The organism is Gardnerella sp. c10Ua_31, from assembly GCF_055700915.1.
On the sequence record NZ_JANUYG010000001.1, the window covers coordinates 55,976 to 80,208 of the forward strand.

General features: G+C 39.3%; 24 protein-coding genes. 13 read left to right on the top strand and 11 right to left on the bottom strand.

Going from position 1 to position 24,233, the window contains the following annotated elements:
* The 13 genes from NYP55_RS00225 to NYP55_RS00285 all read left to right on the top strand — a co-directional run bounded on the left by NYP55_RS00225 (position 1) and on the right by NYP55_RS00285 (position 10,287).
* Complete coding sequence (locus NYP55_RS00225; RefSeq protein ID WP_060785976.1) at positions 1 to 678, top strand: amino acid ABC transporter permease; 678 nt, start codon at positions 1 to 3, stop codon at positions 676 to 678.
* Between the two features lie 5 nt (positions 679 to 683).
* The gene (locus NYP55_RS00230; RefSeq protein WP_180963223.1) at positions 684 to 1,787 is read left to right on the top strand and encodes an amino acid ABC transporter permease; all 1,104 of its coding nucleotides are present in this window, start codon (positions 684 to 686) and stop codon (positions 1,785 to 1,787) included.
* Positions 1,788 to 2,069: 282 nt separating this feature from the next.
* Positions 2,070 to 2,819, top strand: coding sequence for a UMP kinase (gene pyrH, locus NYP55_RS00235; protein WP_004130872.1), 750 nt, complete (start codon positions 2,070 to 2,072; stop codon positions 2,817 to 2,819).
* Positions 2,820 to 2,973: 154 nt separating this feature from the next.
* Complete coding sequence (frr, locus tag NYP55_RS00240; protein ID WP_016635318.1) at positions 2,974 to 3,528, top strand: ribosome recycling factor; 555 nt, start codon at positions 2,974 to 2,976, stop codon at positions 3,526 to 3,528.
* A 4-nt stretch (positions 3,529 to 3,532) separates the two neighbouring features.
* The gene (locus NYP55_RS00245; RefSeq protein WP_060785978.1) at positions 3,533 to 4,474 is read left to right on the top strand and encodes a phosphatidate cytidylyltransferase; all 942 of its coding nucleotides are present in this window, start codon (positions 3,533 to 3,535) and stop codon (positions 4,472 to 4,474) included.
* 97 nt (positions 4,475 to 4,571) lie between these two features.
* Positions 4,572 to 5,531, top strand: coding sequence for a prolipoprotein diacylglyceryl transferase (gene lgt / locus NYP55_RS00250; RefSeq protein ID WP_060785979.1), 960 nt, complete (start codon positions 4,572 to 4,574; stop codon positions 5,529 to 5,531).
* A 62-nt stretch (positions 5,532 to 5,593) separates the two neighbouring features.
* Positions 5,594 to 6,259, top strand: a complete 666-nt coding sequence (gene rpe / locus NYP55_RS00255) for a ribulose-phosphate 3-epimerase (protein ID WP_004130865.1) — start codon at positions 5,594 to 5,596, stop codon at positions 6,257 to 6,259.
* A gap of 94 nt (positions 6,260 to 6,353) precedes the next feature.
* Entirely contained in the window at positions 6,354 to 6,956 is a 603-nt protein-coding gene (locus tag NYP55_RS00260; RefSeq protein ID WP_060785980.1) for a CDP-alcohol phosphatidyltransferase family protein, read from the top strand.
* A 43-nt stretch (positions 6,957 to 6,999) separates the two neighbouring features.
* The gene (locus tag NYP55_RS00265) at positions 7,000 to 8,031 is read left to right on the top strand and encodes a DUF881 domain-containing protein (protein ID WP_060785981.1); all 1,032 of its coding nucleotides are present in this window, start codon (positions 7,000 to 7,002) and stop codon (positions 8,029 to 8,031) included.
* Between the two features lie 19 nt (positions 8,032 to 8,050).
* Positions 8,051 to 8,383, top strand: coding sequence for a small basic family protein (locus NYP55_RS00270; protein WP_004130859.1), 333 nt, complete (start codon positions 8,051 to 8,053; stop codon positions 8,381 to 8,383).
* 14 nt (positions 8,384 to 8,397) lie between these two features.
* Positions 8,398 to 9,279: a DUF881 domain-containing protein gene (locus NYP55_RS00275; protein WP_081090848.1), complete on the top strand. Its 882-nt coding sequence runs from the start codon at positions 8,398 to 8,400 to the stop codon at positions 9,277 to 9,279.
* A gap of 18 nt (positions 9,280 to 9,297) precedes the next feature.
* Positions 9,298 to 9,738, top strand: coding sequence for an FHA domain-containing protein (locus tag NYP55_RS00280; RefSeq protein ID WP_016635312.1), 441 nt, complete (start codon positions 9,298 to 9,300; stop codon positions 9,736 to 9,738).
* A gap of 30 nt (positions 9,739 to 9,768) precedes the next feature.
* Positions 9,769 to 10,287: a MerR family transcriptional regulator gene (locus tag NYP55_RS00285; RefSeq protein ID WP_060785982.1), complete on the top strand. Its 519-nt coding sequence runs from the start codon at positions 9,769 to 9,771 to the stop codon at positions 10,285 to 10,287.
* Positions 10,288 to 10,489: 202 nt separating this feature from the next.
* Here the strand turns inward: NYP55_RS00285 and NYP55_RS00290 are convergent, their stop codons facing one another.
* The 11 genes from NYP55_RS00290 to NYP55_RS00340 all read right to left on the bottom strand — a co-directional run bounded on the left by NYP55_RS00290 (position 10,490) and on the right by NYP55_RS00340 (position 23,901).
* On the bottom strand, positions 10,490 to 11,203 hold the full coding sequence (locus tag NYP55_RS00290; RefSeq protein ID WP_016635311.1) for an HAD hydrolase-like protein: 714 nt from the start codon (positions 11,201 to 11,203) through the stop codon (positions 10,490 to 10,492).
* A gap of 81 nt (positions 11,204 to 11,284) precedes the next feature.
* Positions 11,285 to 11,632 carry an RNA polymerase-binding protein RbpA gene (locus NYP55_RS00295; RefSeq protein ID WP_004130843.1) on the bottom strand — a complete coding sequence of 116 codons (348 nt, stop codon included), beginning with the start codon at positions 11,630 to 11,632 and terminating at the stop codon, positions 11,285 to 11,287.
* A gap of 93 nt (positions 11,633 to 11,725) precedes the next feature.
* The gene (locus NYP55_RS00300) at positions 11,726 to 14,308 is read right to left on the bottom strand and encodes a DEAD/DEAH box helicase (protein WP_353938479.1); all 2,583 of its coding nucleotides are present in this window, start codon (positions 14,306 to 14,308) and stop codon (positions 11,726 to 11,728) included.
* A 10-nt stretch (positions 14,309 to 14,318) separates the two neighbouring features.
* The gene (locus NYP55_RS00305) at positions 14,319 to 14,693 is read right to left on the bottom strand and encodes a hypothetical protein (protein ID WP_004133149.1); all 375 of its coding nucleotides are present in this window, start codon (positions 14,691 to 14,693) and stop codon (positions 14,319 to 14,321) included.
* A gap of 1 nt (position 14,694) precedes the next feature.
* Positions 14,695 to 16,623 (bottom strand): helix-turn-helix transcriptional regulator, encoded by a 1,929-nt coding sequence (locus NYP55_RS00310; protein ID WP_018639278.1) that lies wholly within the window; start codon positions 16,621 to 16,623, stop codon positions 14,695 to 14,697.
* A 227-nt stretch (positions 16,624 to 16,850) separates the two neighbouring features.
* Positions 16,851 to 18,278 (bottom strand): UTP--glucose-1-phosphate uridylyltransferase, encoded by a 1,428-nt coding sequence (locus tag NYP55_RS00315; protein WP_004133153.1) that lies wholly within the window; start codon positions 18,276 to 18,278, stop codon positions 16,851 to 16,853.
* Between the two features lie 155 nt (positions 18,279 to 18,433).
* Positions 18,434 to 19,285, bottom strand: a complete 852-nt coding sequence (tsf, locus tag NYP55_RS00320; RefSeq protein ID WP_004130831.1) for a translation elongation factor Ts — start codon at positions 19,283 to 19,285, stop codon at positions 18,434 to 18,436.
* Between the two features lie 29 nt (positions 19,286 to 19,314).
* Positions 19,315 to 20,115 carry a 30S ribosomal protein S2 gene (rpsB, locus tag NYP55_RS00325; protein ID WP_004130830.1) on the bottom strand — a complete coding sequence of 267 codons (801 nt, stop codon included), beginning with the start codon at positions 20,113 to 20,115 and terminating at the stop codon, positions 19,315 to 19,317.
* A 269-nt stretch (positions 20,116 to 20,384) separates the two neighbouring features.
* Positions 20,385 to 20,873 (bottom strand): peptide deformylase, encoded by a 489-nt coding sequence (locus NYP55_RS00330; RefSeq protein ID WP_016801421.1) that lies wholly within the window; start codon positions 20,871 to 20,873, stop codon positions 20,385 to 20,387.
* Between the two features lie 126 nt (positions 20,874 to 20,999).
* On the bottom strand, positions 21,000 to 23,057 hold the full coding sequence (locus NYP55_RS00335) for an AMP-dependent synthetase/ligase (RefSeq protein WP_472781399.1): 2,058 nt from the start codon (positions 23,055 to 23,057) through the stop codon (positions 21,000 to 21,002).
* Between the two features lie 262 nt (positions 23,058 to 23,319).
* Positions 23,320 to 23,901, bottom strand: a complete 582-nt coding sequence (locus tag NYP55_RS00340; protein WP_004130824.1) for a hypothetical protein — start codon at positions 23,899 to 23,901, stop codon at positions 23,320 to 23,322.
* Between the last annotated feature and the right edge of the window lie 332 nt (positions 23,902 to 24,233).

Below are 24,233 nucleotides of genomic sequence, written 5' to 3' on the forward strand. Positions count from 1 at the left end.
ATGCAAGACTTTGTGCAATTATTTACCTCGTACAATATTCCAGGAGCATTCTTGGTAAATATTGAAATCACATTATGGAGCGTGCTATTTTCCACGATTCTTGGCGTGATTCTAGTTATGATGAGGATTTGTCCAATTCATTCGCTTCGACTTATTGCAAGCGCATATGTTGAGTTCTTTAAGAATATGCCTCTAACTATAATCATGGTGTTTATGGTTCTTGGCGTGTATGCTCAGCTAAAGCTCGGTTTTTCTGCTGTTTTTAGCGTAAACTTCTTCTGGCTTGCAATTGCTGGCTTGAGTTTCTACACTGCAGCATTTGTTTGCGAATCTTTAAGATCTGGCTTAAATACAGTACCTTTGGGTCAGGCAGAAGCATGTAGAGCGCTTGGGCTTAACTTCTTCCAATCAGCTTTTAATGTGATTTTGCCTCAAACATTTTGCGGATCTGTAGCACCTCTTGGAAACACTTTTATTGCGTTGCTTAAAAATTCCACTGTTGCTGCTGCTGCATCTGTTGCAACTGAAACATCTACTCTTATGAGCGAGATGATTGAAAGGCATGCAGATTTGATTGTTCCAATCTTTTTGATTTTTGCATGCGGATACATTGTGTTGATTATTCCAATTGGTATTCTTACAACTTATTTGTCTAATAAGCTTGCGGTTAGAAGGTGATAAAAATGGCAAAAGAACAAGAAAAATCTCTGTTATTTGATGCGCCTGGACCTAAGGCTCTAAAGAAGATTCGCATTGCAAATATTGTTGCGTGCGTTGTGTTTGCGCTTATTGTTATTGCTTTGCTTTTAAGACTTAGCAATCCTCCAGAGGGCGAGAATCAGCTTTCGTGGGCATTGTGGAATCCAGCTGTAGAATCGGAAGCTTGGAGCGATTTTTATCTTCCAGGATTGTGGATGACTCTTAAAGCTTCGCTTCTTGCTGTTGCAGGATCAATAGTTTTTGGACTTTTGTTTGGTCTTTTAAGACTATTGCCTAGCTTGATTCTTCGTAGCATTTCTGCAGTTGTTGTTGAGTTTTGCCGAGCAGTACCAGTGCTTTTGCTTATGATCTTCCTTTGGCGAGGATTTGCGTTTGCTGGAATAAGTGGAGCGTCTTATTGGGCTGTTGTGTTGTCTTTGATTTTGTACAACGGTTCTGTTGTTGCAGAGTTAGTTCGATCTGGCGTTGGAAATCTTCCTAACGGTCAGCGCGAAGCATCTTTAGCTCTTGGACTTTCTCAATATCAATCTTTAACACAAATCGAAATGCCGCAAGCTATATTCGCTATGCTTCCAGCAGCTGTAACTCAGCTTGTTGTTGTGTTAAAAGATACTGCATTAGGTTCCATAATTATGTACACTGATTTGCTCCAAGAATCTAGACGACTTGGATCAATGTACTTTAATATTTTGCAAACTTTGACTGTTGCTGCAATTGTGTACTTCTTGATTTGTTGGGCTCTTTCTTGGTTTGCTGAATGGCTCCCATCAAAGCTTAGTAGCAGAACGGCAGCTCCGACTGAGCCAGAACCTGTTGCGCCAATCGCAATTATGGATCCTTCTAACGTGAATCAGATTGCTGTTGCTAAGGAAGTTAAAGAGCTGCCACATGGTGGAACTCCTAGAAAGTACCACGTGCATCACCGCGGTACAAATGCTTCTATTCACCATTGGCGTCGTACGCGTTACTTGCAAGGCTACGATGAGCATCATTTAGAAATAGGTGATGAGAATCTAGATGATAGTCAAAATACTAACCAAGATAAAAATAATAAAAAACATGATTAATCTTAATTTTTAGATTAATTCATGTATTGATAGCGCAATGGGTTTGATTCCGCCTGTTGCGCTATTTTTATTCGTTTGTTTTATGCGTTTGAACAAAACTCTATTTAGTATTTACTAAAACACGACTAAAACATGCTTAAAACGTTACAAAACATGCTTAAAATAAAAATCGGCACAAAATCGCCACAATCATGTTAAAAATCGTGTTTTGCTGTGTCGTTATTGAAAGATATTATAACAAAGATATGCTTGCGTTCGCCGTTATGACTGGAGGAAAGTTTTATGACTATCGCACAAGCGGGGGAAAGCAAGTCTCGTAGAGTTTTGTTAAAGCTCTCGGGAGAAGCATTTGGCGGTGGCGCCGTTGGTATAGATACTCATGTTATTCGTAGAATTGCTGGCGAGATTGTAAAAGCAGTGCATGAAGGCGTGCAAGTTGCAATAGTTGTTGGCGGCGGAAACTTCTTCCGCGGTGCAGAGCTTCAACAAGCTGGCATCGATCGTAGTCGCGGCGATTACATGGGTATGCTTGGAACTGTTATGAATTGCTTAGCTTTGCAAGATTTTCTTGAGCAAGCAGGGCAGGCAACTCGCGTTCAAACTGCTATAACAATGGGTCAAGTTGCTGAGCCTTATATTCCACTTAAAGCAATTCGACACTTAGAAAAAGGCCGAGTTGTAATTTTTGGTGCAGGCGCTGGAATGCCTTATTTTTCAACCGATACCGTTTCTATTCAGCGTTCTTTAGAGATTCATTGCGATGAAGTTTTAATGGGCAAGAATGGAGTTGACGGAGTTTATAGTGCAGATCCTCGCAAAGATCCTAATGCTAAGAAATTCCTCACTCTTAATTACCATCGCGCGCTTGTTGATGGTCTTGCAGTTATGGACGCTTCTGCGCTTTCTATGGCTAGAGACAACAGCCAAAAGATTCGTGTATTTGGTCTAGAAGGAGAAGGAAACGTTACTCGTGCATTAGTCGGAGATCAAATTGGAACTTTGGTTTCTAACGATGAGCCTACATTTGCTTAATAGATGAAATATTAGTGAATAATCACCAATAAATAACTCATCAATAAATCAAACATGCAAATTAGGCAATAACTTAATAACGTAAAATTTAACAAGCATAAAATTTATAAATAAAATTTTAATTGGCACAACTAATACCAATAAAGGAGAACACATGCCAGCTATTATTGATCAGGCTCTTGAACAAATGAACAAGTCTGTTGAAGCTACAAAAGAAAACTTTATGGGCATTAGGACTGGTCGAGCTAATCCTGCTCTTCTTAATGGCATTATGGTTGACTATTATGGTGCTCCAACTCCTATTAAGGCTGTAGCTTCTATTGGCGTTCCAGAGCCAAGAACTCTTTCTGTTACTCCTTTTGACGCATCGCAAGCAAATGCTGTTGAAAAAGCTATTCGCGATTCAGATTTGGGTGTTAGCCCTAACAGAGATGGCAATGTTATTCGCGTTACAATGCCAGAGCTTACTGAAGACAGACGTAAGGAATACGTAAAGCTTGCTAAGACCAAGGCAGAAGAAGGCAAGGTTGCTGTTAGAAATATTCGTCGCAAGACTAAAGAAAGCATTGATAAGTCTGTTAAAGATGGCGAGATTGGCGAAGATGAAGGCGATCGCTTGCAAAAAGAACTAGATAAAGTAACTAAGCAAGTTACCGATTCCTTAGACGCTTTGCTAGAAGGCAAGCAGAAGGAAATCATGGAGGTTTGATTCTTTGGATTCAAATGCTACAAACGATGCTTATGAAGCTTTAACAGATATAAACAAGCGAACTGGCAGGAACATGCCACAAGCTATTGCAACTGCAGTGCTGCTGATTGCTGTAATTGTGGCATGTCTTCTTGTAAGTATAGATGCTTTTGTTGTTCTTTTAACTGTTTTTATGCTTCTTGCATTGTGGGAATTGCACGTTGACTTTGCTACAGCGGGGTTTAGGATTCCTTTTGCTGTATTGTCTATTTGCTCGGTTATTACGATTTTTTCAACCTTCTACGCAAAGTGGCATGCAGTTGCAATGGCAAGTGGAATAACTGCCTCGCTTATTTTAACTGTTATTTTTGCAACTCTAAATAGCACTGTATCTAAAAGAACTATGCGTGCTGTAGAAAAGAAACTACAGCGTGCAACTTCTAAAAGCTTAAAAGCTAATACTTTTACTAATACAGCTGTTTCGTTGTTTGTAGTGTTGTACATTCCTCTTCTTGCTTCTTGCATTATTTTATCTATAGCTGATTCTAAACAAGCTGTAGCGCACGCAATGCTACTCATATTTTTACCTGCTTTAAGCGATACGGGTGGTCTTTTTGCTGGAGCATGGTTAGGTAAACATAAGCTTTCTCCACGAATATCTCCAAAAAAGTCTGTTGAAGGACTTATAGGATCTATGCTTCTTGCACTAATCGGAGCTTACGCGATTGTTGCTGGATTCTATGGAACATCTTGGATTAAATTCTGGTGGATGCCTGCTGTTATGGGCATTTTGTCTGGAATTGTTGGAACTTTTGGTGATTTGTGCGCATCTATGCTTAAACGAGATATTGGCATTAAAGACATGGGTCATTTGCTTAAAGGTCATGGCGGAGTTTTAGATAGAGTGGACTCAATCTTGCTGTGTGCGCCAGTTTTAATGGCATTAATCAAAGCTGTTGGATTCTAATATTAGTTTTTACCAATTAGAATTTACCAATTAAACGTTTTAACAAAAGTCCTTATGTTTTGTTGAAAGTAAAAGAAAATAAAGGAAAGTAAAGAATATGACGATTTGTGCTATTCCTAGTCCAAGTATTTCTCAAATTACATTCGGACCTATTACATTAAGATTTTATGCTCTTTCGATTCTTGCTGGAGCGCTAGTTGCAATTTGGATTGCAAATCGAAGATGGAAGCGAGAAGGCGGAGATTTTAACCAAATTCTAGATATAGCTCTTGTAAGCCTTCCTATGGGAATTGTTGGCGCGCGTCTATATCACGTTATTACAACTCCAGAGAAGTTTTTTGGAGCAAATGGCGATTTTCTAGAAATTTTTAGGATTTGGAATGGTGGACTTGGAATCTGGGGTGGAGTAATACTTGGATCTTTGGCTGCTAGTGCATTTTGCGCGTACAGAAAATATCCTATAAGCCTACTTGCTGATTGTGCAGCTCCTGCATTGCTTGTAGCTCAAGGAATAGGGCGTTTAGGCAATTGGTTTAATCAAGAACTTTATGGCGCTCCTACAACACTTCCATGGGGATTAAAACTTAATTATTCGGCATCAAATGCAATTGGTCACGCTGAAAGATGCTACGACGGTCTTACATGCCCAGAAGGCACACTTTTTCACCCAACGTTTTTGTACGAGATGCTTTGGAATTTTGCAGGTGCTGCTTTGCTTATATGCTTTAGTAAAGCGCTTAAAAGCAAGCTTAAGTCTGGTTCTGAGTTTGTTCTTTACGTAATGTGGTATACGGCTGGAAGAATGTGGATTGAAGCTTTACGCATTGATTTTTCACACACTTTCCTTGGAGTAAGAATTAACGTTTGGGTATCGATTGTTATTTTTATTGCTTCGATTATTGTTTTTGTTATTTTGCAAAATAGTAAAAAATCGCGAGCAAATCTTGTGAACCGTTTAATCGACATTACTGCATACGAACGTGAGCGCGAACTTCAATCCAAAACAAAAATGGTTTCTAAAAGAGAAGCCAAAGAGGAATCTAAGTTAAATAGTTAGCTTTAGTTAGTTTTAGTTAGATTTTGTTTTTCTAGTCGCTTGCTTTTCTTAGAATGGAACACATGAATATACAAATAGCACCTAGCATTCTTTCTGCAGATTTTTGCAATCTTGAAAGAGATCTTATAGCAATTTCCAATGCTGATCTTGTTCACGTTGATGTTATGGATCATCATTTTGTACCGAATTTGACTTTGGGGGAGCCGATTGTAAAGCGCATTTGCGAAGTTACTAATCTTCCTGTAGATGTTCATTTGATGATTGAAGACCCAGACCGTTGGGCACCAGAATACGCTAAGCTCGGGGCTGATTCTGTTAGCTTCCACATGGGTGCAACTCACGCTCCTGTGCGTCTTGCGCGCCAGCTTAGAGATATGGGTTGCAAAGCTTGCTTTGCAGTTCGCCCAGCTGAGCCAGTTGAGCCTATTTTCGATATTTTAGACGAGTTCGACATGGTTCTTATTATGACTGTAGAGCCTGGTTTTGGTGGTCAAAAGTTCTTAAGCAATCAAATGAACAAGGTTCGCCGTTTACGCGATGAGATTACGCGCCGCGGACTAAGCACGCATATTCAGGTTGACGGCGGAGTTAGCCCATCTACTGCTGCAACTGTTGCACAAGCTGGAGCAGATGTTCTTGTTGCTGGCTCTGCAGTTTACGGAGCAAGTAGCCCAGCTCAAGCAATTGATTCTATTCGTAATATTGCTCAAGAAGCTTGGCGTGCGTAGAAATATTGGGGCATAAAAGTGCCCCAATATTTTATTATTCGCAATAATATTAGTATTGAAATTTTATTTTTAGAAAGTTTTAAGGAAATTAGGTATGGTCAAATTCGTTTATAGTCAGGAATATAGTCCTGAAGCGCTTAATCGAGTTCTTACTGTGCCTAATGTTATTAGCTTTTTAAGAATATGCTCAATACCTTATCTTGCTGTTTTAATTGCGCAACACAAAATGTGGCCTGCTTTAATTGTTCTTGCAATTGCTGCACTTTCTGATTGTATTGACGGTTATATTGCAAGAACTTTTAATCAGGTTAGCAAATTAGGTCAGATTCTAGACCCTATTGCAGATAGGCTTCTTATAGTTTGCAGCACACTAGCTTTAGCATTTGCAAAGATTATACCTTGGTGGGCATTAGCTTTAGTTGTTTTGCGAGACGCAATAATGGCAATTTTAATTGTGATTCTTGCACAATACGACTATGGCCCTTTGCCTGTTAATTTTATGGGCAAAACTGGAACAGCATTGCTAATGGTAACTATTGTTCTATTTATGATTGTTTTCGCGATTGCAACAGAGCCAGTGCTTATTCTATATGCTGCTGCAATTGCATGTGCGATTTGGGGAATAACGCTTTATTGGTTTGCGGGAATATTGTACTGTATACAAGCTTATAAGCTACTAATAAAAAAGGCTAAATAATTCTTACGATTTTTGAAAACTAATCAATAACAACGGATGAATCATGGTGGAAAAGACTTCTAATCTAAATCAAAGCGGAGATTATGCCTCTAGTGGCAAAGCTCCAGAGTCTTTTCCTGCTCCAACTGTTGTTTTGTTTTCTAAGCGCAGAGCAGTATTTTCTAAATCCGTGTTTAATTTAGGCGCTCATCACGTTACAAATTCATCGTATACTTTTTCATCGCATCGAGATAGGCATCGTAGGCTTGAAGATTATTCTCTTAGACTAATAGATGATTTAAGCAACAGGCCAGTTGATCCGCTTTTTATGGATTCTAGACTAAATAAGCAAAATGTTAGCAAGATTAGTCTTTGGATTACAAGAATAATTGTTTTTTTAATTTGCATTGCTGTTGGTACTGTTGGTAGTCAATTCGTACGTAAACTACACGCTGATTCGCGTAAAGCTATACGCGTATCTTTAGCGAACGAGCTTACGACTCACGCAAGCAGATTCGATAATCTTGTTAAAGAAGTTGCAAAGCTTCGCGCTAGTGTAGACAAAGAGTCTAAAAGAATTAACACTCCGTACGAAAATCAAGTTGATAAATCCGACAACATGACTAATGGCACTCACGCTGTATATGGCCCTGGTGTTGTTTTAACTATTGCAAATCCTATTTCTGCAAGTAACGATGTTTCTAATGGCTCTCTTCCTAGAGAAATGTCTAAAGGTGCTAGAATCAAGGTTGTTAGCGATCGAGATATTCAAATCTTTGTTTCTATTCTTTGGGATGCTGGAGCAGAAGCAATATCAATTAACGGATACAGGATTGGTTCTCAAACATCGATTCGTACTGCAGGATCCACGATTCTTGTTGGAGTTAATCAAACTCAAAGCCCGTATACGATTGAGGCAATAGGAGACAGCTCTAGCCTTATTGAAAAGTTAAATTCTCAAAAGCATTCTGAATGGTTTACTTCTCTTACAAATGCTGGTATTAATCCACAAGTTTCAGCTACTAATAACTTAAAGTTGTCGGCAGCTGGAACGGGAGAAGTCAATTTTGCAAAAGAGTTGACTAGTAGAAGATAGGAAAGATAGGAAATAGGTTATGACAGCTATTCTTGGATTGATTTTAGGAGCACTTATTGGCATTGTTGTGCATCCAGATATTCCAGTGGTTATTCAACCGTATTTGCCAATCATGGTGCTTGCTGCACTAGATGCTCTTCTTGGCGCTGCTAGAGCTTATTTTGAGCGCAGCTTTTCCGACAAAGTGTTTGTTATTTCGTTCTTCTCAAATGTTATTGCTGCAACGCTTTTAGTCTTGCTTGGCAACCAGCTTGGAGTTGGTGCACAATTGCAAACGGCTGTTATTGTTGTTTTAGGAATACGAATCTTCTCTAACGTTTCTGCAATTCGTCGTTTTATATTTAGGGGATAGATTCAGGGGATAATATGAAACATCCACTTGCGAATACTTCAAAAAACAGCGTAAAAAACAATGAATTAAGCGATAATAATATTGATAAAAATGTAGACAATATTGTTAAACGGCTTCATCGCCAGCATGCTAAAGATCGAGAAAGTGACCGCACGCAAACGGGTTCCTTCCCAATCGTTAAGCGCAAAAATAAGCCATCTTTGCAAGGTCATGTTACTAGAACGCGCATTTTAACAGGCTTACTTGTTATGCTTCTTTGCGCTCTTCTTAGCTTTGCATATATGATTCAAGTAAATCGAAGTGCTCTTGTGTACCAAACTATGAGCGAAGATGAGCTTACGCGATTGATTACAGAAACTAATTCTCAAATACAAAATCTTGAACAACGAAAGTTTGAATTAACAAGTCAGCTTAATTCTCTAAAAGCATCTGTGAATAAGCAAGAAGAAGCTGCTAGAATTGCTAAGCAAAATTCGCAAACAAGCGGCTTGATTTCTGGTCGCCTTCCAGCAATTGGAAAAGGTGTAATTATTCATATTACAGCTGGAGAAAAAGAGCGCGTAGATGCTGCAACTATGTTTCAGCTTATAGAAGAGCTTCGCAACGCTGGCGTGGAAGTTATGTCTATTAACGATATTCGCATTGTTACTTCTACTTATATTTCCGACACTAAGCATGGATTGCTGTGCGATGGAATCGAGATAAATCCTCCTTACATAGTTAAGGCTATTGGCGATGCGCAAAATTTGCAAAACGCCGTAAATATTGCAGGGGGAGTTGGATCTAGATTAAAAGTTAAATTTGGCGCTTCCGTATACGTTTCAACGCCTGAAGAGGTTGAGATTCGTTCAACACGCGAACCAAAACAGTATCAATATGCAAAACCAGTCGAATAAGAAGGTAAAATAGCAATTATGACTGAACCTATTCCTACAGCTGGCGAAACAACCATTATTGGCATGCCAGCAATAACTATTCCAATAAACTCGAACGCAGACCGCCCACTCAAACAGGATGATTTAGACACAATAGCAAAACTACTGCCAGGCACCGCTTTGCTTATTTCTACACGTGGGGCAGTTTCTGGGTCTCGTTATTTGCTAGACGAAGATGTTGTATCGGTTGGGCGTGACTCTAGAGCAGATATTATGCTTGACGATTCTACTGTTTCTAGAGCGCATGCAGTGTTTAGAAGGAATGGAAACGTTTTTAGCATTGCAGATGCTGGCAGCTTAAACGGAACCTATGTTAATCGTAATCGAGTTGATGAAGCAGTTCTTAATAATGGCGATGAGATTATGATTGGCAAATATCGCTTAATGTTCTTTACGCAAAGTGCTGTTAGTAAACGATAGCGATAAACACAATAAACATAATAAACAATAATGGTGTTAAAAAACTCTTCTAGCAAAAATGCACTGGCGGATTTCTACGAATCTAATAATCAGCCAGTGCAGGGGGAGTTGTTTGCTTTTTCTAGCTACGGAGAAGAGTCCGTAGGATATCGCGGAAGCGTTGCAATGAAGATTGCTGGAATAACCTATAGGCAACTTGATTATTGGGCTAGAAAAAACATTATTGAGCCTTCTATTAATCCTTCTCACGGGTCTGGATCCAGGCGTTTATATTCTTTTAAGGATATTTCTATTATGGCGGTTGCTAAGCGACTTTTAGACGCTGGCGTAAATCTTACAAACGTTACAAAAGCTATAGTTTTTTTGAATTGTTATAGTGTTAATCATCTTGAGCGCATGACAATAATTTGCGATGGTCAATCTGTTATGGAATGTAACAATAATCAAGAAAATATGTTTAGCATGCTTGAGGGCGGCTCAGCTGTTTTTGCAATCGCAGTTGGATGCATTGTTAAGCAAGTACGAGCTGATTTATCTAAAGAATCTTAAAACTAAAGAATCTTAAATCATAAAATTTATATCATATTGAAAATATCGAAATATTAAGAATAAAAAAATAATGAATAATAAAAAATGAAAGTGGTGTGCTGACTCTAATTCTTATGTAGTGTGTTTTATTCGTGATTTATAACAAATCTGACATAACGTACATTATCGGATACTTATATAGAATTATTTTTATATAGAAATATCATTTGCGCAAAGTATTATCAAAATATTCATCAATAGCAATGCTCAAATCACAAACATTGTCAATAATCCTATAAGCACCGTGCTTTTTAAGCTCACCAGGCTCTGCGTAGCCCCAAGCGCAACCAAGACAATCAATGTAGCATGCTAAAGCACCATCTGCGTCCGTCCATCGGTCGCCAACCATTAATGCCTTGTCTAGCGAATAGTCAAAACCAATATTTTTCAAAACATAGCGAATAACTTGGTCTTTTTTAATTCTAGACATATCGGCACTCGCGCCGTAAATTCCATCAATCAAATCTGTTAAACCAAAATAATCACAAATAGGCTTAACTTGATATTCTGGCTTGCAAGATGCTGTAGCAAGATAATATCCAGATTCACGTAGTTTCTTTAATTGTTCTGGAATACCTTCGTAAACCTTATTCAAAAGACTTCCAGTGATTTTACTACCACTAGGATTTTTCGGATCTGTAAAAGTTGCAACTTCGGAATAATACTTTCGATACAACTTTACGCCTTCTAATTGCAAATCTTCTGGCATGCCATTTCGTTGAAAAGATTCAAGAATAGACGGTCCTACAAAGCGCATCATCTCTTCATCGTCTGGAATTTGCATGCCTAAATCGCTCATAGCTCTTTTAGCACACGCAATAATTCCCATATGAGATTGAGTCAAAGTGCCATCTAAATCAAGCAAAACAACTTTCATGGAGTTTTCCCTAAAATCCTAAATTAAATAATTAATATTAGTGATTAATCACAAAATTAAAGTAAAACTACGCAGCAAAGACTACTCGTAATCAGGAATCCAACCTTCGTGATGCATCTTCAAGCGCTTATCGAGCAAAGCTTTTAGCTCTTCTTCGCTTCTACGCTCTAAAAGCATATCCCAATGAGTTCGAGTTGGCTTATTAAAATCATCATCTGGCCTATCTGCGTCGCCTTCTTTATGCGCTAAAGCACCGCAACGACATTCCCATTCTTCTGGAACTTCTGCACCTTGAGCAAGCGGGAGAATAGTCCTATGCCCTTTAGGACAAACATATGTAACATCATTACGAGCTGCAAAATCAACATTATCGTCGGATTCTAGCGACTTTGCACCAATGCTCATACCACGTAAACTGCGTTCTGCCATATTATATTCTCCTTTTAGTTTCCATTATAAAGCTAGCGAATTGCACGGACTACACAAGTCTCATTAAGGTTCATGCATTCCCTTGCACGCATACTAAACATCACAATAGGCTACTACCCCACGATTAATTATTTGAACTGCTTCATATGCTTTGTGTGCTAACGAATCGTCTACATTAGGCAAAATTCTTAAATAATCGCTAAGAACAGCAAGCTGATTAAGCAAGTCTATAAGTCTTTTAGCAAAACGAACAAAATCCCCACCCGTAATATCTGTATTTTGCAAAATATCAAGCAAATCAGCGCCTTGCGCCCAATCATATATAAGGTCTACTGCACCAAAATCAAGCGATTTCAACGCATCAAGATGATTATTTAAGCACATATTGCTTATGCGCATAAACAATTCCTTTAATCTAGAAACAGTATTGAATACAGCGCCGTCTAATCCGCCAGGATATCTTCTTGGCTCCGATCCAACTGGACCTCTAGACTCATAAACCAAAGAAGATACACAACTCAACAGCTCAATAGGAGTTAAATCGTTAAAAATACCTTCGCAAATAGCTTGCGCAAAAACAACATCAAGCTCGTTATAAAGTCGTCTAAGAAGCTGACCTTTATTAGTCAAAGCAAACGTATTACCTGTTTCTTTTAAGTAATCCAAACTACAAAGAACGTTGCAAATACGGTCAAAACATCTTGCAACAGAACCAGTTCTAGAATTATAACGTTCTTTAACTTGATTTAGCTCTTTTGTTTCTCTAGCCCAATAATATCCCCAATGTAAATGGTTTTGAATATCTGGGCAATTTGCACAAGGATGGTTTCTTTCTTGAATGCGCAAGCTAGCAATTTTGTTATCTAACTCTTTGAAGGCATCTGAACGCTCTAAATCGCTGGAAAACAGAGTATGCTTAAGTTTTCTACGCTGATCATGTTGAGCGTCTTTAAGACGCATTCTAAGAGTCATAAACTCAGCAAAATCGCCATTAGAACAATAAAAAGCCTGCTCATAGCCACTAATCGCCTCTTGAAGCTCCTCAATACGACTCAAAAGGCGCGTTGCAGAAGCATTTGCTTCCCATTGTGCAAACGAGCTGCTAAGTGTTACTCGAGCTGTTTTTGCATCGCTATTATTAAGAAGATTAACAGCCATGTTAAAAGTTGGAACAAAGCTGGAGTGAAGAGGATAAACACGCTTACTAGAAAGAGAAGCCGCTTTAGCTGGGTCAAAATCAGGATTGTCTATTAAAACAGCATGACCAATATCGTCAATTCCACGCCTGCCAGCTCGGCCAGTAAGTTGAGTAAACTCTCCAGGAGTAAGAGGAACATGACCTGTGCCATCATACTTAACTAGCTTTTCTACAACAACGCTCCTAGCTGGCATATTTAAGCCTAAAGCAAGCGTTTCTGTAGCAAAAATAATCTTAATAAGACCACGCTCAAAAAGAGTTTCAACAATATGCCTAAAAATCGCGATCATACCTGCGTGATGAGCCGCAAATCCTTGTTCCAAAGCGTATCTAAAGCGTTCAAATCTAAGCGCTTTTAAGTCACTTTTAGAAAGCTTATTTTGCGAGATCATTGAATCAACAATTCTACGAATCTCGTACATCTCTTCATCGCTTGTAAGAGCTAGACCAGCGTTTAAGCATTGCTGAACAGCTTGATCGCAACCAGAACGTGAGAAAATAAAGTAAATCCCAGGAAGCATATTAAGATAATCAAGCTCGTCAATAACAGCCCATCTTTTAGGAGTATGACGAACAGTTAAAGACGACTTGGAATTTTTTTGTAAATCACTAGAGCGATCGCGCGATTTTCTTTTAGAAAATCGCCCTTTAGAGAATCTCTTATCTTTACTTAAATAAGAAGATTTTTTGCGCAAAGCAGCATTTTCCCACTGGCTTAACTTTCTAGTTAAAGCAAGATTTACACGATTCGTTGGATTGCCATTTTTGTCTGAATCGTAAAGATTAAGAAGCTCTGGCTCTGTTTGGCCATCTTTTTGGATAATAACATGACGTTCAAGAGGAACAGGCCTATGCTCATCTACGATTAAATGAGTGTTTCCGCGAACAGAAGAAATCCATGCGCTAAAATCTTCAACATTAGAAACAGTTGCCGAAAGTCCAATAATTTTAACGCTTTGCGGAAGATGAATAATAACTTCTTCCCAAACTGCTCCTCGGAATTTATCTGCTAAATAGTGCACTTCGTCTAAAACAACAAATCCAAGCGAATTAAGTGTTATTGAACGCTCATAAAGCATATTTCGTAAGACTTCTGTTGTCATAACAACAATATCTGCTTCACTGTTAACAGACGTATCTCCTGTTAACAGACCAACTTTATTAGAGCCGTAAACTTCGCAAAAATCATGATATTTTTGGTTGCTAAGAGCCTTGATTGGAGTTGTATAGAAGGTTTTAACACCGCGATTAACGCCCAAAAAAACAGCAAAATCTGCTACAACAGTTTTACCAGCACCTGTAGGAGCAGCAACAAGAACGTTATCTCCATTTTCTAGAGCATCAATTGCCTCAAGTTGAAAATCATCCAAATCAAAGCTTAAGGAACTTTCAAATTTAGCAGCCATTGATTTAGAATGTTGCAAAGTCTTGCGAAACGCACTAAATCTTTGAGACGGAGATAATGGGAGCGTAGTCATAAACTATTCTTTAGTTTCCTTTAGTTTCTTTAGATTCATTAAAAATTGGATTGTCAATATCTTCTTTGCGCAAAGACAAGTTATTCCAATGTTGCCAAACAATTCTATGAGAATCTCCTACTTTTTCTCTGCGCTTTAAAACTCTAATTCTAGCCTCTTCTACACGTTGCGCAGCATCGAAAATCGGACGCGTAAAAAATGGATATGAATCCTTTTTCAACGAATCTTCACTGTTTTGCAACTTTTCAAAACAAGAATAAGCCTTAGTATAAAAACTCGTGCAATTCGTTAAAATCTTATACGCGCATTTAAGCGCGTACGCAAGCCCTGCGCCAATCATGCATAGCATAAAAAGAGTTAATAAAAGCCAAATCCACCATGGCATTTTAATTCTCCAAGTTTTGGCAATCGCTATTATTAACGCTTAATTCTCGCTGTGCTCGAGCAATAATCATAGTGCGCAAAGTTTCTGGAGAAACAGCTTTAATATGACGAGCGTGAGCAATGCAAAATGCAACAAACCAAGAGTCGGAAGAAACCGTTAAATGAACCTTAACGCCAGTTCCACAAGGCTCGATTGTAGCTCCAGAAAGACTCTTTAAGAAGTTCAAATCTGGCTCATCTGTAATAAAGCATGTTTGAGTACCATTGTCAAAACTCCATTTTCTAAGTTCGCTAACTGGAACATCTGGAATTTCTACAGGGCAAATAGGCTTAATAACTTCTGCACGCTCAATTCTTGCAACGCGCAAAACCTGCCAAATTCTCGGCAAACCGTTTGCTTTATTAATCGAAGTGTCTTTTGCAACAAAAGTACGCTTATCTTGTGGAGTTTGAGCCTCAACATCTGTCCAAACAGCAACGTAGTAAACGCCTTCATCAACAAAAATCTTAGAAGGAGCAACAATCTTTCTGCGTGTTCTACCAGCGCCATCTGTGTACTCCATGTCGATTAATGCATTAGCACTAATAGCGCTGCGAACAACAGAACAATTTCTAGGCTCTACCTCGTAACCAGTAAGGCTAAGCCAAGGAGTCTCCCCTGGGCTAACATGCCTACGCAAACGCATGTAAAGCGCTTTGGCTTGATCTCTTTGTTCAGCAGGCAAAAGAGGAGAATGCGCAAGGTAGTTGATAGAGGCCGTAAGCATACTCATATATTGTTGAGAAACTCCAGCTAAACGCTCAAGACCAAGCGAATTAGTTGCGGAAACAATACCTTCGGCTTCTAAAAGAGACCAATCAATATCGAAGAATTGGCTACCTGCCATCTCGCCATCGTCGGAAACAGTAGTAAGCGTATTAATGTCTTTATGCAAAATCGCAACAAATCTACGAAGCTCATCATCATTCTTAGGTTTGCCAATAAATCTTACAGCAAGCTCATTTAGTGGGAATTCTTCTCCAAGATGAGCAGAAAGGAAGAGCATTAGTCGAAGTCTGCGATCTACTTCGCTTCCAGTTTGGAAAGACGTCTTTTTTTGACGAGACTTGTCTGGCTCGTTTTCCGAAAGGGCTTGATTATCTTCCGCATTAGAACGTGCAGAATCAACGCTTTGATCAGCGTAATTCTCGTCGCATTCAACGAATTGCGTAGCAGCATTAAGTCTTCTATGGAAAGCGTCCACAGCTTCTTGAGGACTTACAACGCAAGAACCTGGGTGCTCAAGAACAAACATTGCTAAATCGTCGGAATCAGTGTATGCAACGTTCAAATGTTCACCATCAACGTCAACAGTTGCTGCAAATCTTCTAGAATCAATAACCTTAACCAATGCGTCTGGAATTGTTTGAGTTCCAAGACCAGGGGCAATCGAATCTAAGCCCAAACCAGGAATAGGTGTTTGAGGAACTCTAGGAGCAGTACGAGATGCAGAAGAATGTTGCTGATCTACTTTGCGCGATTCAGAAGAAGAAATCGACATAGAACGAGCTAAATAATTAGCAGCCGCAAGAACAGGAAGCTCTTCTTGTTCAAAACGAATACGCACGCGTGGTTCGTCACCAAGTTGCAACCTGTATGATGCAAAATCTTGGCCTTCTGACTTTGAAGAATATTCAGGCTGACGAGATTCAATCGCAATACCCATAGCTGCAAGCTTTGCACGATCTCTTTGGAATTGCTTTGCAAACGCAGCCTTTGCAGCTTGGTCGGCAAGCTCTCCATAAGAATCGGCATAAGCCTTAACTCGTTGCGCAATCTGACGCGAAGTCAGCCATTGTGGAAATGCGGAAGACAACACAGCTAGCACATCAAGCTCGTGTTTACCCCACTTATCGGAAAAACGACGTCTTCCGTTACTTCCTTCTGCCATTTGTCCTCACGTATCGTTTCTTTTGTAGTTTCATCTTGTGTTAAAAACATGCGAAAAATGCTAAATTCTCAACACACACCTTAACTATTTTAATGGTGTTTTGCCATACGTGTGGACATTTTCAAAAAAAGTCATCAATTTTCTTAAAAAGCCATTAATCAACACTATAAAAACGTTGGAATAAGGCCATTTTCCACACGACACGCCCGAATGAATTTATTTTGTGATTACACCCACTCATCTGGTTCAATGCCCTGAGGCCCCACAAATTCGCCATTTGGAACGTAGCTTGGCTCCCCCGCATCTTCTAAAACAGCATCCGCAAACATAGAAACTTGACTTCCAAAAGTCCAATCGCCTCGTATTGTAACGGATTTTGCAGCCGCCAAAGCTGGAACAGAATACGGGAATCTTTCGTTAAAATCATCAATAGTCTTGTAGAATCGTGGATCTAAATCCACATTTGGAAATATGTAATTGCCATCTTCCATCTCGTAAGAATCTGTAAGATGGAAGCGGTCAGAACGCATTATAAACAAATCGTTAGTTGTCTTTACAGGCAAAAATCGCATTCTATCAACCTCAACGCAAATTGCATCATCAAAAAGAGAAACAGCAGAGCCCATAGCAGTTTCAAGCTGAATCACTTTTTCGCTTGAATCATCAGTTGGGTCAACAGTCTTGTGATTGCAAATAACTGGAAGAGGGAGAACACCTTTATATTTTTTAAGAATCTTTTGCAAAGCATCAACACGAATCCAAATATTGTTAGTATTAAAATAAGGATGTTTATTAATACTTTGCGCACTTCTTCTATCTTCTGCAGCAACTTGAGTCATTTCACGAAGCATCATTCTGCCAGTTTCAAGACTTCTAACAATATGACCACCTTTACGGTCTGCTTGAGTACGCTTAGCAACCTCAATCATGATTGATGCACCAGTATTTTCAAAATGCTGAGCAAGAGTCCTAGACGGTCTCGCACCTAAATTGTCGGAGTTAGAAATGAACAAGTACTTAATGCCATTTTTCTTTAGAATATCCAACAATCCAGATTCCCAAATAGTTGAAAAAATGTCACCGTGACCCGGAGGACACCATTCTAAACTACTATCTTTAGAACAAGAAACAGGCTCACCCGTTTCCTCTAAAAGCTTTGGCTCTTGATGCTGAATAATTTCAACAGGAATATTTTCTTGAGAAAACTTTTTTGTACGCTTTAATACTTGCAAAGTATCTTTAGACGTGCGGAAAGAGTTCATAAAAATCAAAGGCAAATCAACGCCTAAACGTTGACGCGCTGTAAGAACTTGACCAATTATAATGTCAATAAATCTCATTTGACGAGCTTTATGCCTTCTAACTGGCAATAAAGACTTTGCGCAAGACAAGCCCATTGATGTTCCAAGACCACCATTTAGCTTAATAAATGCCGTTTTTGAGAATGCGTTAACAGCTTTATTATGATCAATTGTTTCATAAATCTCATGAAAATTTGGCACAGTCTTAATAGGCTCTACTGCGTTTTCGCGAATAAATCCGCCAGTTTTATCTTCATTCCACACTTTATAAAGACGTTCAAATTGGCTAATAGCAACTTCGCTCATACCGTGTTCGCGCATCTTTGCAGCGGACAATTCAAAAGTGTTGTCCATTTAACGCAGCCTCCCTGTATGCATTCTGATTAATAGTTTATCTGCTCAAACAATATGTTGCAAACAAAAATGGACTCACGCGTTAAACACGCAAGTCCATTTTTACATTTCAAATAGTTTTCAGTAAAAGAAAATTATTTGAAACTTAGCAAAAACTATTCAGCAGAGCCTTTGCCAACCTCAACACGAGCGAAAGCTAAAGCAGAGCCGCCAACTTCCTTGAACAAGTCGCCAATAGTCTTGGAAGGATCCTTAACATAAGCTTGCTCAAGAAGAACAGTTTCCTTGAAGAAGGCGTTCAAACGGCCTTCAACAATCTTTGGAACGATTTTTTCTGGCTTGCCTTCTGCCAAGGACTTTTCGGTAGCAACGCGACGCTCGGACTCCAACACATCTGCTGGAACATCTTCGCGGCGGAGCCACTGAGCACCCATAGCGGAAATTTGCAAAGCAGCTTCGTGAGCAACCTTAGCGCCTGCTTCGTCGGTAGCAATCATAGAAACAATGCTTGGAGGCAATTCAACGGACTTCTTGTGAGCGTAAACCTCAACGTGAGGACCGTTAACCTTGGCAATCTGGCCAACCTTAACATGCTCGCCAAACAATGCTGCTGCTTCTTCAACTTCTTCCTTAACAGTAGCATCTCCAGCCTTAGCGGCAAGAAGCTCTTCTGCATTAGAAGCATTGGCTTCAATAGCATTGTTCAACACAGTTTCGGAGAATTCAACAAACTTTGGTGTCTTAGCAACAAAGTCAGTTTCGGAATTCAACTCAACTGCATAACCAGTTTCGCCTTCTGCAGTCTTAACAACCTTAGAAGCAACGGTTCCTTCTTGAGCCTTGCGACCTTCACGCTTGCCAGCGGCCTGAATGCCCTTAGCGCGGATGATTTCCTTAGCGCGAGCTACATCGCCTTCGGCTTCAGTAAGAGCCTTCTTAACGTCCATCATGCCTGCGCCAGTTTCTTCGCGCACCTGCTTAATCAACGCTGCAGTAATTGCTGCCATTTTGTTCTCCTCATTAACTGCCAACAGGCTTATTCAGCCTTGGCTTCATTGTCGGACTGTTCAGATTCCTTAGTGAGCAGTTCCTTTTCCCATGCTGCCATTGGCTGAGCATTGGCATCTTCAGCCTTTGCACCCTTGCCAGCGTGATCAAGCAAACCTTCTGCAACAGCATCGGCCATCAAGCTTGTAAGAAGCTCTACGCCACGAATTGCATCGTCGTTTGCTGGAATTGGATACTCAACGGATTCTGGATCGGTGTTGGTGTCAACGATTGCCACAACTGGAATACCGAGCTTGTGTGCTTCTTCAACAGCCAAAGCTTCCTTGTTAATGTCTACAACAAACATTGCAGAAGGAGTACGGTTCATATTGCGAATACCGCCGAGCTGCTTGGAAAGCTTATCCTTTTCGCGCTCAAGAAGCAAAAGTTCCTTCTTGGTTAAACCAGATCCACGAACGTCGGTAAAGTCCATTTCCTCGAGTTCCTTCAAACGCTTTACGCGAGTAGAAACAGTTTGGAAGTTAGTCAACATACCGCCGAGCCAGCGCTCACTTACGTAAGGCATGTTTACGCGAGTAGCCTGATTTTGCACAGCTTCTTGAGCCTGCTTCTTAGTACCCACAAACAAAACAGTGCCATTGTGAGCAACAGTCTGCTTAATAAAGTCATAAGCCTTGTCGATCATGTCGAGCGACTTGAACAAATTGATGATATGAATACCATTGCGCTGAGTAAGAATGAACTGCTTCATCTTTGGATTCCAGCGACGAGTTTGGTGACCGAAGTGCAAACCAGCCTTCAGCATTTCGCTCATGGTAATCTGTGCCATATCTATATACCTTTCTTGTCGGTTCTTGCCTGGCCATGTCTGTTCGCATGCAACTTGGCTAGCATATAACTAAATCCAAGCCGACCGACACGAACGGACGCGTACATGGCGCGTATATGCGCATTCTGATAGACAATAAAAAACGAGCAATCGTATAACGCGACAACACTCATGCTCAAAGCGAACACGCAAATCCAAATTATAACAGAAGCTTTATACTAACTTTGTAATCAATCTCTATAAAAAATCGCGATAATTTATTAAATTAGCTACTTAGAAGAGCTATTGCGCAATTGGCGTAAAGCTTGCTTTCTAACATCTTTTTCTAAACGGTCAATATACACATGACCATCAAGATGGTCACATTCATGTTGAATCATGCGGGCCATTAAGCCTTTACCTTCTAAAACAACAGTTTTACCGTCTAGATCTATTCCTCTTGCTCTAGCATAATCAGCTCTGCGGGTCTTGTACCACAATCCTGGAACCGATAAGCAGCCCTCATCTCCGTATTGTTCACCATTAAGCTCTTCTATAACAGGATTTAGAATATAGCCTATTGTTCCATCAATGTTATAAGAAAATGCTCTAAGATTAACACCAATTTGGTTTGCGCTAAGACCTGCACGACCTGGGTCGTTTACAGTTTCTAATAAATCTTCTACAAGACTTCTAACAGATGGTGTAATCTCGCGAATTTCATCACAAGGTGTTCTAAGAACAGGGTCTGGAACAACGCGGATTTGTCTAATAGTCACGGCACTCCTTAAAACAAAAGGCTAATTAAAATCGCAATCTATAATTATACAAGCTTTATCGTAATACCAGCTGTAAATCTATATTTGCAATTGTTAATTAGCCTATTAGTATCTTATTTTATAATCTTATTCACTAACGGTTTGGTTTACTCCATCTTCATTATTTGAATAAGATTCCTTAGAATCGGATTGCACAGGCAAATCTTCTCCAAAACGCTTCAAATGCGTTGCAGCTTGATCAATAGCTTGCTTAACTTTAGGAGTAACAACCTCTTGAGCTTGCTTAACAGTTTCTTGAGCCTGCTTAACAGTTTCGGTTGTTTTATCTAAAATCTTAACCGTTGCAGGAAGTGGCCTACTATTAGGTTTTGGAGCATAAAGCTGCGTTTCAATAATATCGCTATATTTCTTCAAAACCTTTGGACGCACAACCTTCATGCTTGGCGTTAACGTACCAGCATCTTGAGAGAATTCTTCGTCTAAAATAACAAATTTACGAATAGACTCCGCTCTAGAAACTGTGCTATTAGCTTGATCAATAAATTGCTGAACAACAGATCGGATTGCATCATTTTGTGCAATATCTTTCATTGGAATAGTCTCATCCATTCCTTGATTATTAAGCCAAGAACGAACCATATCTGGCTCAAGCTCAATAAGAGCAGAAACAAATGGCTTTCCATCTCCAACAACCACTGCATGCGAAACAATAGGACACTTTGCAATAATAGTTTCAAGAGGAGCAGGACTTATGTTCTTTCCACCAGCAGTGATAATAATGTCTTTTTTTCTGCCAGTAATTGTTAAGAAGCCCTCATCATCAATCTCGCCTAAATCGCCAGAATGAAGCCATCCATCTTGGTCAATAACTCCTGCAGTAAGCTCTGGCTTTCCGTAATATCCAACAAAAACATTAGGACCTTTTACAAGAACTTCGCCATCATTTGCAATGCGAATTGTGATTCCAGGACCAGGCTTTCCAACAGAACCAACTTGATTAGCATGCTCAAAGTTAACAACACATGGAGCAGCTGTTTCCGTCATTCCATAACCTTGAATAAAAGTTATTCCATCTAATCCATTAAAGAAGTGAGCAAGCTCTGCATTTATTGGAGCACCACCACAAGCTAGCCACGCTAAATTAGGACCAAGTGCAGATCTTATAGAAGAACCAACAGTCTTCATATAAAAATCGTGCTGCAATTTTGCATAAATAGAATGCAATTTTCCTTCGACTTCGTCTTTAGACCACTCAACAAAATGCTGAACAGCCTTAGCAAAGATTCTACCGCGGATTCCAGCTCCAGCTTTTTGAGATGCTGCGTTATAAACTTTTTCAAACACTCGAGGAACGCCAAGCAAATACGTAGGCTTAAAACTACGCAAATCTGCCAACAAATGTTTAGCGTTTGGAACATATCCAATAACGCCATTCGCTCCAACTGCAACATATTGAATATACCTTGCAAAGCAATGTGCAAGAGGAAGGAATAGAAGTATTCTACTTGGCTTATACAACATGTCGTTTAGAACATCGTATGCTGCGTAAACAATGTGCGTAAAGTTTCTATTAGTAAGCATTGCTCCCTTTGGCTTGCCAGTAGAGCCAGAAGTGTAAACAATAGTTGCTAAATCATCTGCTTTTATTTGATTAATAGCATTATTTAGCTCATCGTCGCTTATTGATTTTCCAAAATCAATAACAGCATCAATACCATTGGCCTTAAAGTTAAAAACCGTTTTTAATGAAATTCGCTTATTGTCTTGACGAACTCTTTCCAAGCATTGCGCATGCTCTTCGTCTCCTGCAAAAGCGATAACAGGCTTTACTTCCGAAATAATATCTGCAGCTTGAAGAGCGGAGTCAGTTTCGTAAATAGGTATGCTAACAGCACCAATACAAGCGCACGCAAAGTCCACAACACCCCATTCATAACAAGTTGGAGAGTAAATAACGATTTTGTCTCCTTGCTTAACGCCAAGAGCGATTAAGCCTCTTGCAGTAGAACGAACTTTGGATAGCATCTGTGATGCGCTAACATCGTGCCATTGACGAGTATTGTCATCTTGCCATTGTGCAATCACACCTTGCGGGTCTCGCATTGCCCTATTGGCAAGCAATGAATAAATTGTGTCACCATCGTTAGTTGGGTGAATGTCTTCTACAGAAAATTCTCGCAGCATATTCTTAATTGTACGGTATAAGCATGCCAACACAAAACTATGAAGATACAAAAATATGCACAGAAAATTAGCGTTTTTTACAAAATAACAATTTAACAAATAACGATTTAGAAAACCCCTTGAGTAAAACAGCAAATGCAAATTATATTCTAGGGGCGTTACGCAAATAAGCTACATAATCCAACAGTTTATGCATGTACATACTTAATTGAATCAATAACTACTTAAAATTCATATTATGCAAACTACGATTAGGTAAAACCTAACCTATATCTGCTAACGTGCAAACCCATTTTCCCATTATGAATCTAAGTGTTAAAGATGTCCAATATTCTGTATCTCCAATATGAAGCAAAACAACTGCCTCTAATTGTGATGGAGAAACCAGTATTCCGTTTATCATCTTCGGTATTGTTGGATTACTTCTTAGCTTAGAAACTTCTGCCTCATTATGCTTATCTTTGTAGCATTCATTAATCAAGTACCACATATTCTCGAGTTTGTATATACACTCTTTTGTTAATGCTCTTTTCATCTCTGGCGATATTGGCCTGCCGTGAGAAATATCACCTACTATGCACGCTACTTTGCATATTTGCATTGCAAGATATAGGTACATCTTTTTACCATGCGTATTATTGAAACACGATGATACGTGATAACTTGCCATTGAGCGAGAAGACCCAACTGGTATTAAACCTTCATAAACTGGAAAAGGTCTTCTATCTTTAGTCTGGAACCGCGACGGATCTACTTGATCTGGGAAGTTACTATTAATAACCTCCCAAAATGTCTCATTATCATCGTCGTTTGCGTATAACAGAGTGTTAGAAAAATTTCTCATTCTCTCCTTCTTTCCTAAAATTTTGTCAAGTCATTTATTTTTTAATTCCTTATTTGTTAATTTTGTTTTCACATTATTTTCTAATGTTTAAGTAAAGCATACAGCTTATTGCAAAAAATAAAAGAGTTAATTTAATATGTGGATAAAACATTCATAACGCTTGAATTTTCGCCGAAAAATCAAGGATTATCTAACAAAAGTTATACACATTGAATAAAAAAGAATTGCTTTATAGTCCAAAGCTAAGCTGACTAATTTTATTTCCAGAATATTCATCAGCTTAGCTTTACACACTTTTTGGCCTATAACCCCACTTTTTTGCCTATAACCCA

What these genes read in the sequence shown, in the direction of transcription:
- NYP55_RS00315 (WP_004133153.1), bottom strand. Translation starts at nt 18,278, where the DNA reads ATGGACAACACTTTTGAATTGTCCGCTGCAAAGATGCGCGAACACGGT.
- NYP55_RS00260 (WP_060785980.1), top strand. Translation starts at nt 6,354, where the DNA reads ATGGTCAAATTCGTTTATAGTCAGGAATATAGTCCTGAAGCGCTTAAT.
- NYP55_RS00340 (WP_004130824.1), bottom strand. Translation starts at nt 23,901, where the DNA reads ATGAGAAATTTTTCTAACACTCTGTTATACGCAAACGACGATGATAAT.
- NYP55_RS00275 (WP_081090848.1), top strand. Translation starts at nt 8,398, where the DNA reads ATGAAACATCCACTTGCGAATACTTCAAAAAACAGCGTAAAAAACAAT.
- NYP55_RS00225 (WP_060785976.1), top strand. Translation starts at nt 1, where the DNA reads ATGCAAGACTTTGTGCAATTATTTACCTCGTACAATATTCCAGGAGCA.
- NYP55_RS00270 (WP_004130859.1), top strand. Translation starts at nt 8,051, where the DNA reads ATGACAGCTATTCTTGGATTGATTTTAGGAGCACTTATTGGCATTGTT.
- lgt (WP_060785979.1), top strand. Translation starts at nt 4,572, where the DNA reads ATGACGATTTGTGCTATTCCTAGTCCAAGTATTTCTCAAATTACATTC.
- NYP55_RS00335 (WP_472781399.1), bottom strand. Translation starts at nt 23,057, where the DNA reads ATGCTGCGAGAATTTTCTGTAGAAGACATTCACCCAACTAACGATGGT.
- NYP55_RS00265 (WP_060785981.1), top strand. Translation starts at nt 7,000, where the DNA reads ATGGTGGAAAAGACTTCTAATCTAAATCAAAGCGGAGATTATGCCTCT.
- frr (WP_016635318.1), top strand. Translation starts at nt 2,974, where the DNA reads ATGCCAGCTATTATTGATCAGGCTCTTGAACAAATGAACAAGTCTGTT.
- rpe (WP_004130865.1), top strand. Translation starts at nt 5,594, where the DNA reads ATGAATATACAAATAGCACCTAGCATTCTTTCTGCAGATTTTTGCAAT.
- NYP55_RS00300 (WP_353938479.1), bottom strand. Translation starts at nt 14,308, where the DNA reads ATGACTACGCTCCCATTATCTCCGTCTCAAAGATTTAGTGCGTTTCGC.
- pyrH (WP_004130872.1), top strand. Translation starts at nt 2,070, where the DNA reads ATGACTATCGCACAAGCGGGGGAAAGCAAGTCTCGTAGAGTTTTGTTA.
- NYP55_RS00285 (WP_060785982.1), top strand. Translation starts at nt 9,769, where the DNA reads ATGGTGTTAAAAAACTCTTCTAGCAAAAATGCACTGGCGGATTTCTAC.
- NYP55_RS00305 (WP_004133149.1), bottom strand. Translation starts at nt 14,693, where the DNA reads ATGCCATGGTGGATTTGGCTTTTATTAACTCTTTTTATGCTATGCATG.
- NYP55_RS00295 (WP_004130843.1), bottom strand. Translation starts at nt 11,632, where the DNA reads ATGGCAGAACGCAGTTTACGTGGTATGAGCATTGGTGCAAAGTCGCTA.
- rpsB (WP_004130830.1), bottom strand. Translation starts at nt 20,115, where the DNA reads ATGGCACAGATTACCATGAGCGAAATGCTGAAGGCTGGTTTGCACTTC.
- NYP55_RS00310 (WP_018639278.1), bottom strand. Translation starts at nt 16,623, where the DNA reads ATGGCAGAAGGAAGTAACGGAAGACGTCGTTTTTCCGATAAGTGGGGT.
- NYP55_RS00280 (WP_016635312.1), top strand. Translation starts at nt 9,298, where the DNA reads ATGACTGAACCTATTCCTACAGCTGGCGAAACAACCATTATTGGCATG.
- tsf (WP_004130831.1), bottom strand. Translation starts at nt 19,285, where the DNA reads ATGGCAGCAATTACTGCAGCGTTGATTAAGCAGGTGCGCGAAGAAACT.
- NYP55_RS00230 (WP_180963223.1), top strand. Translation starts at nt 684, where the DNA reads ATGGCAAAAGAACAAGAAAAATCTCTGTTATTTGATGCGCCTGGACCT.
- NYP55_RS00290 (WP_016635311.1), bottom strand. Translation starts at nt 11,203, where the DNA reads ATGAAAGTTGTTTTGCTTGATTTAGATGGCACTTTGACTCAATCTCAT.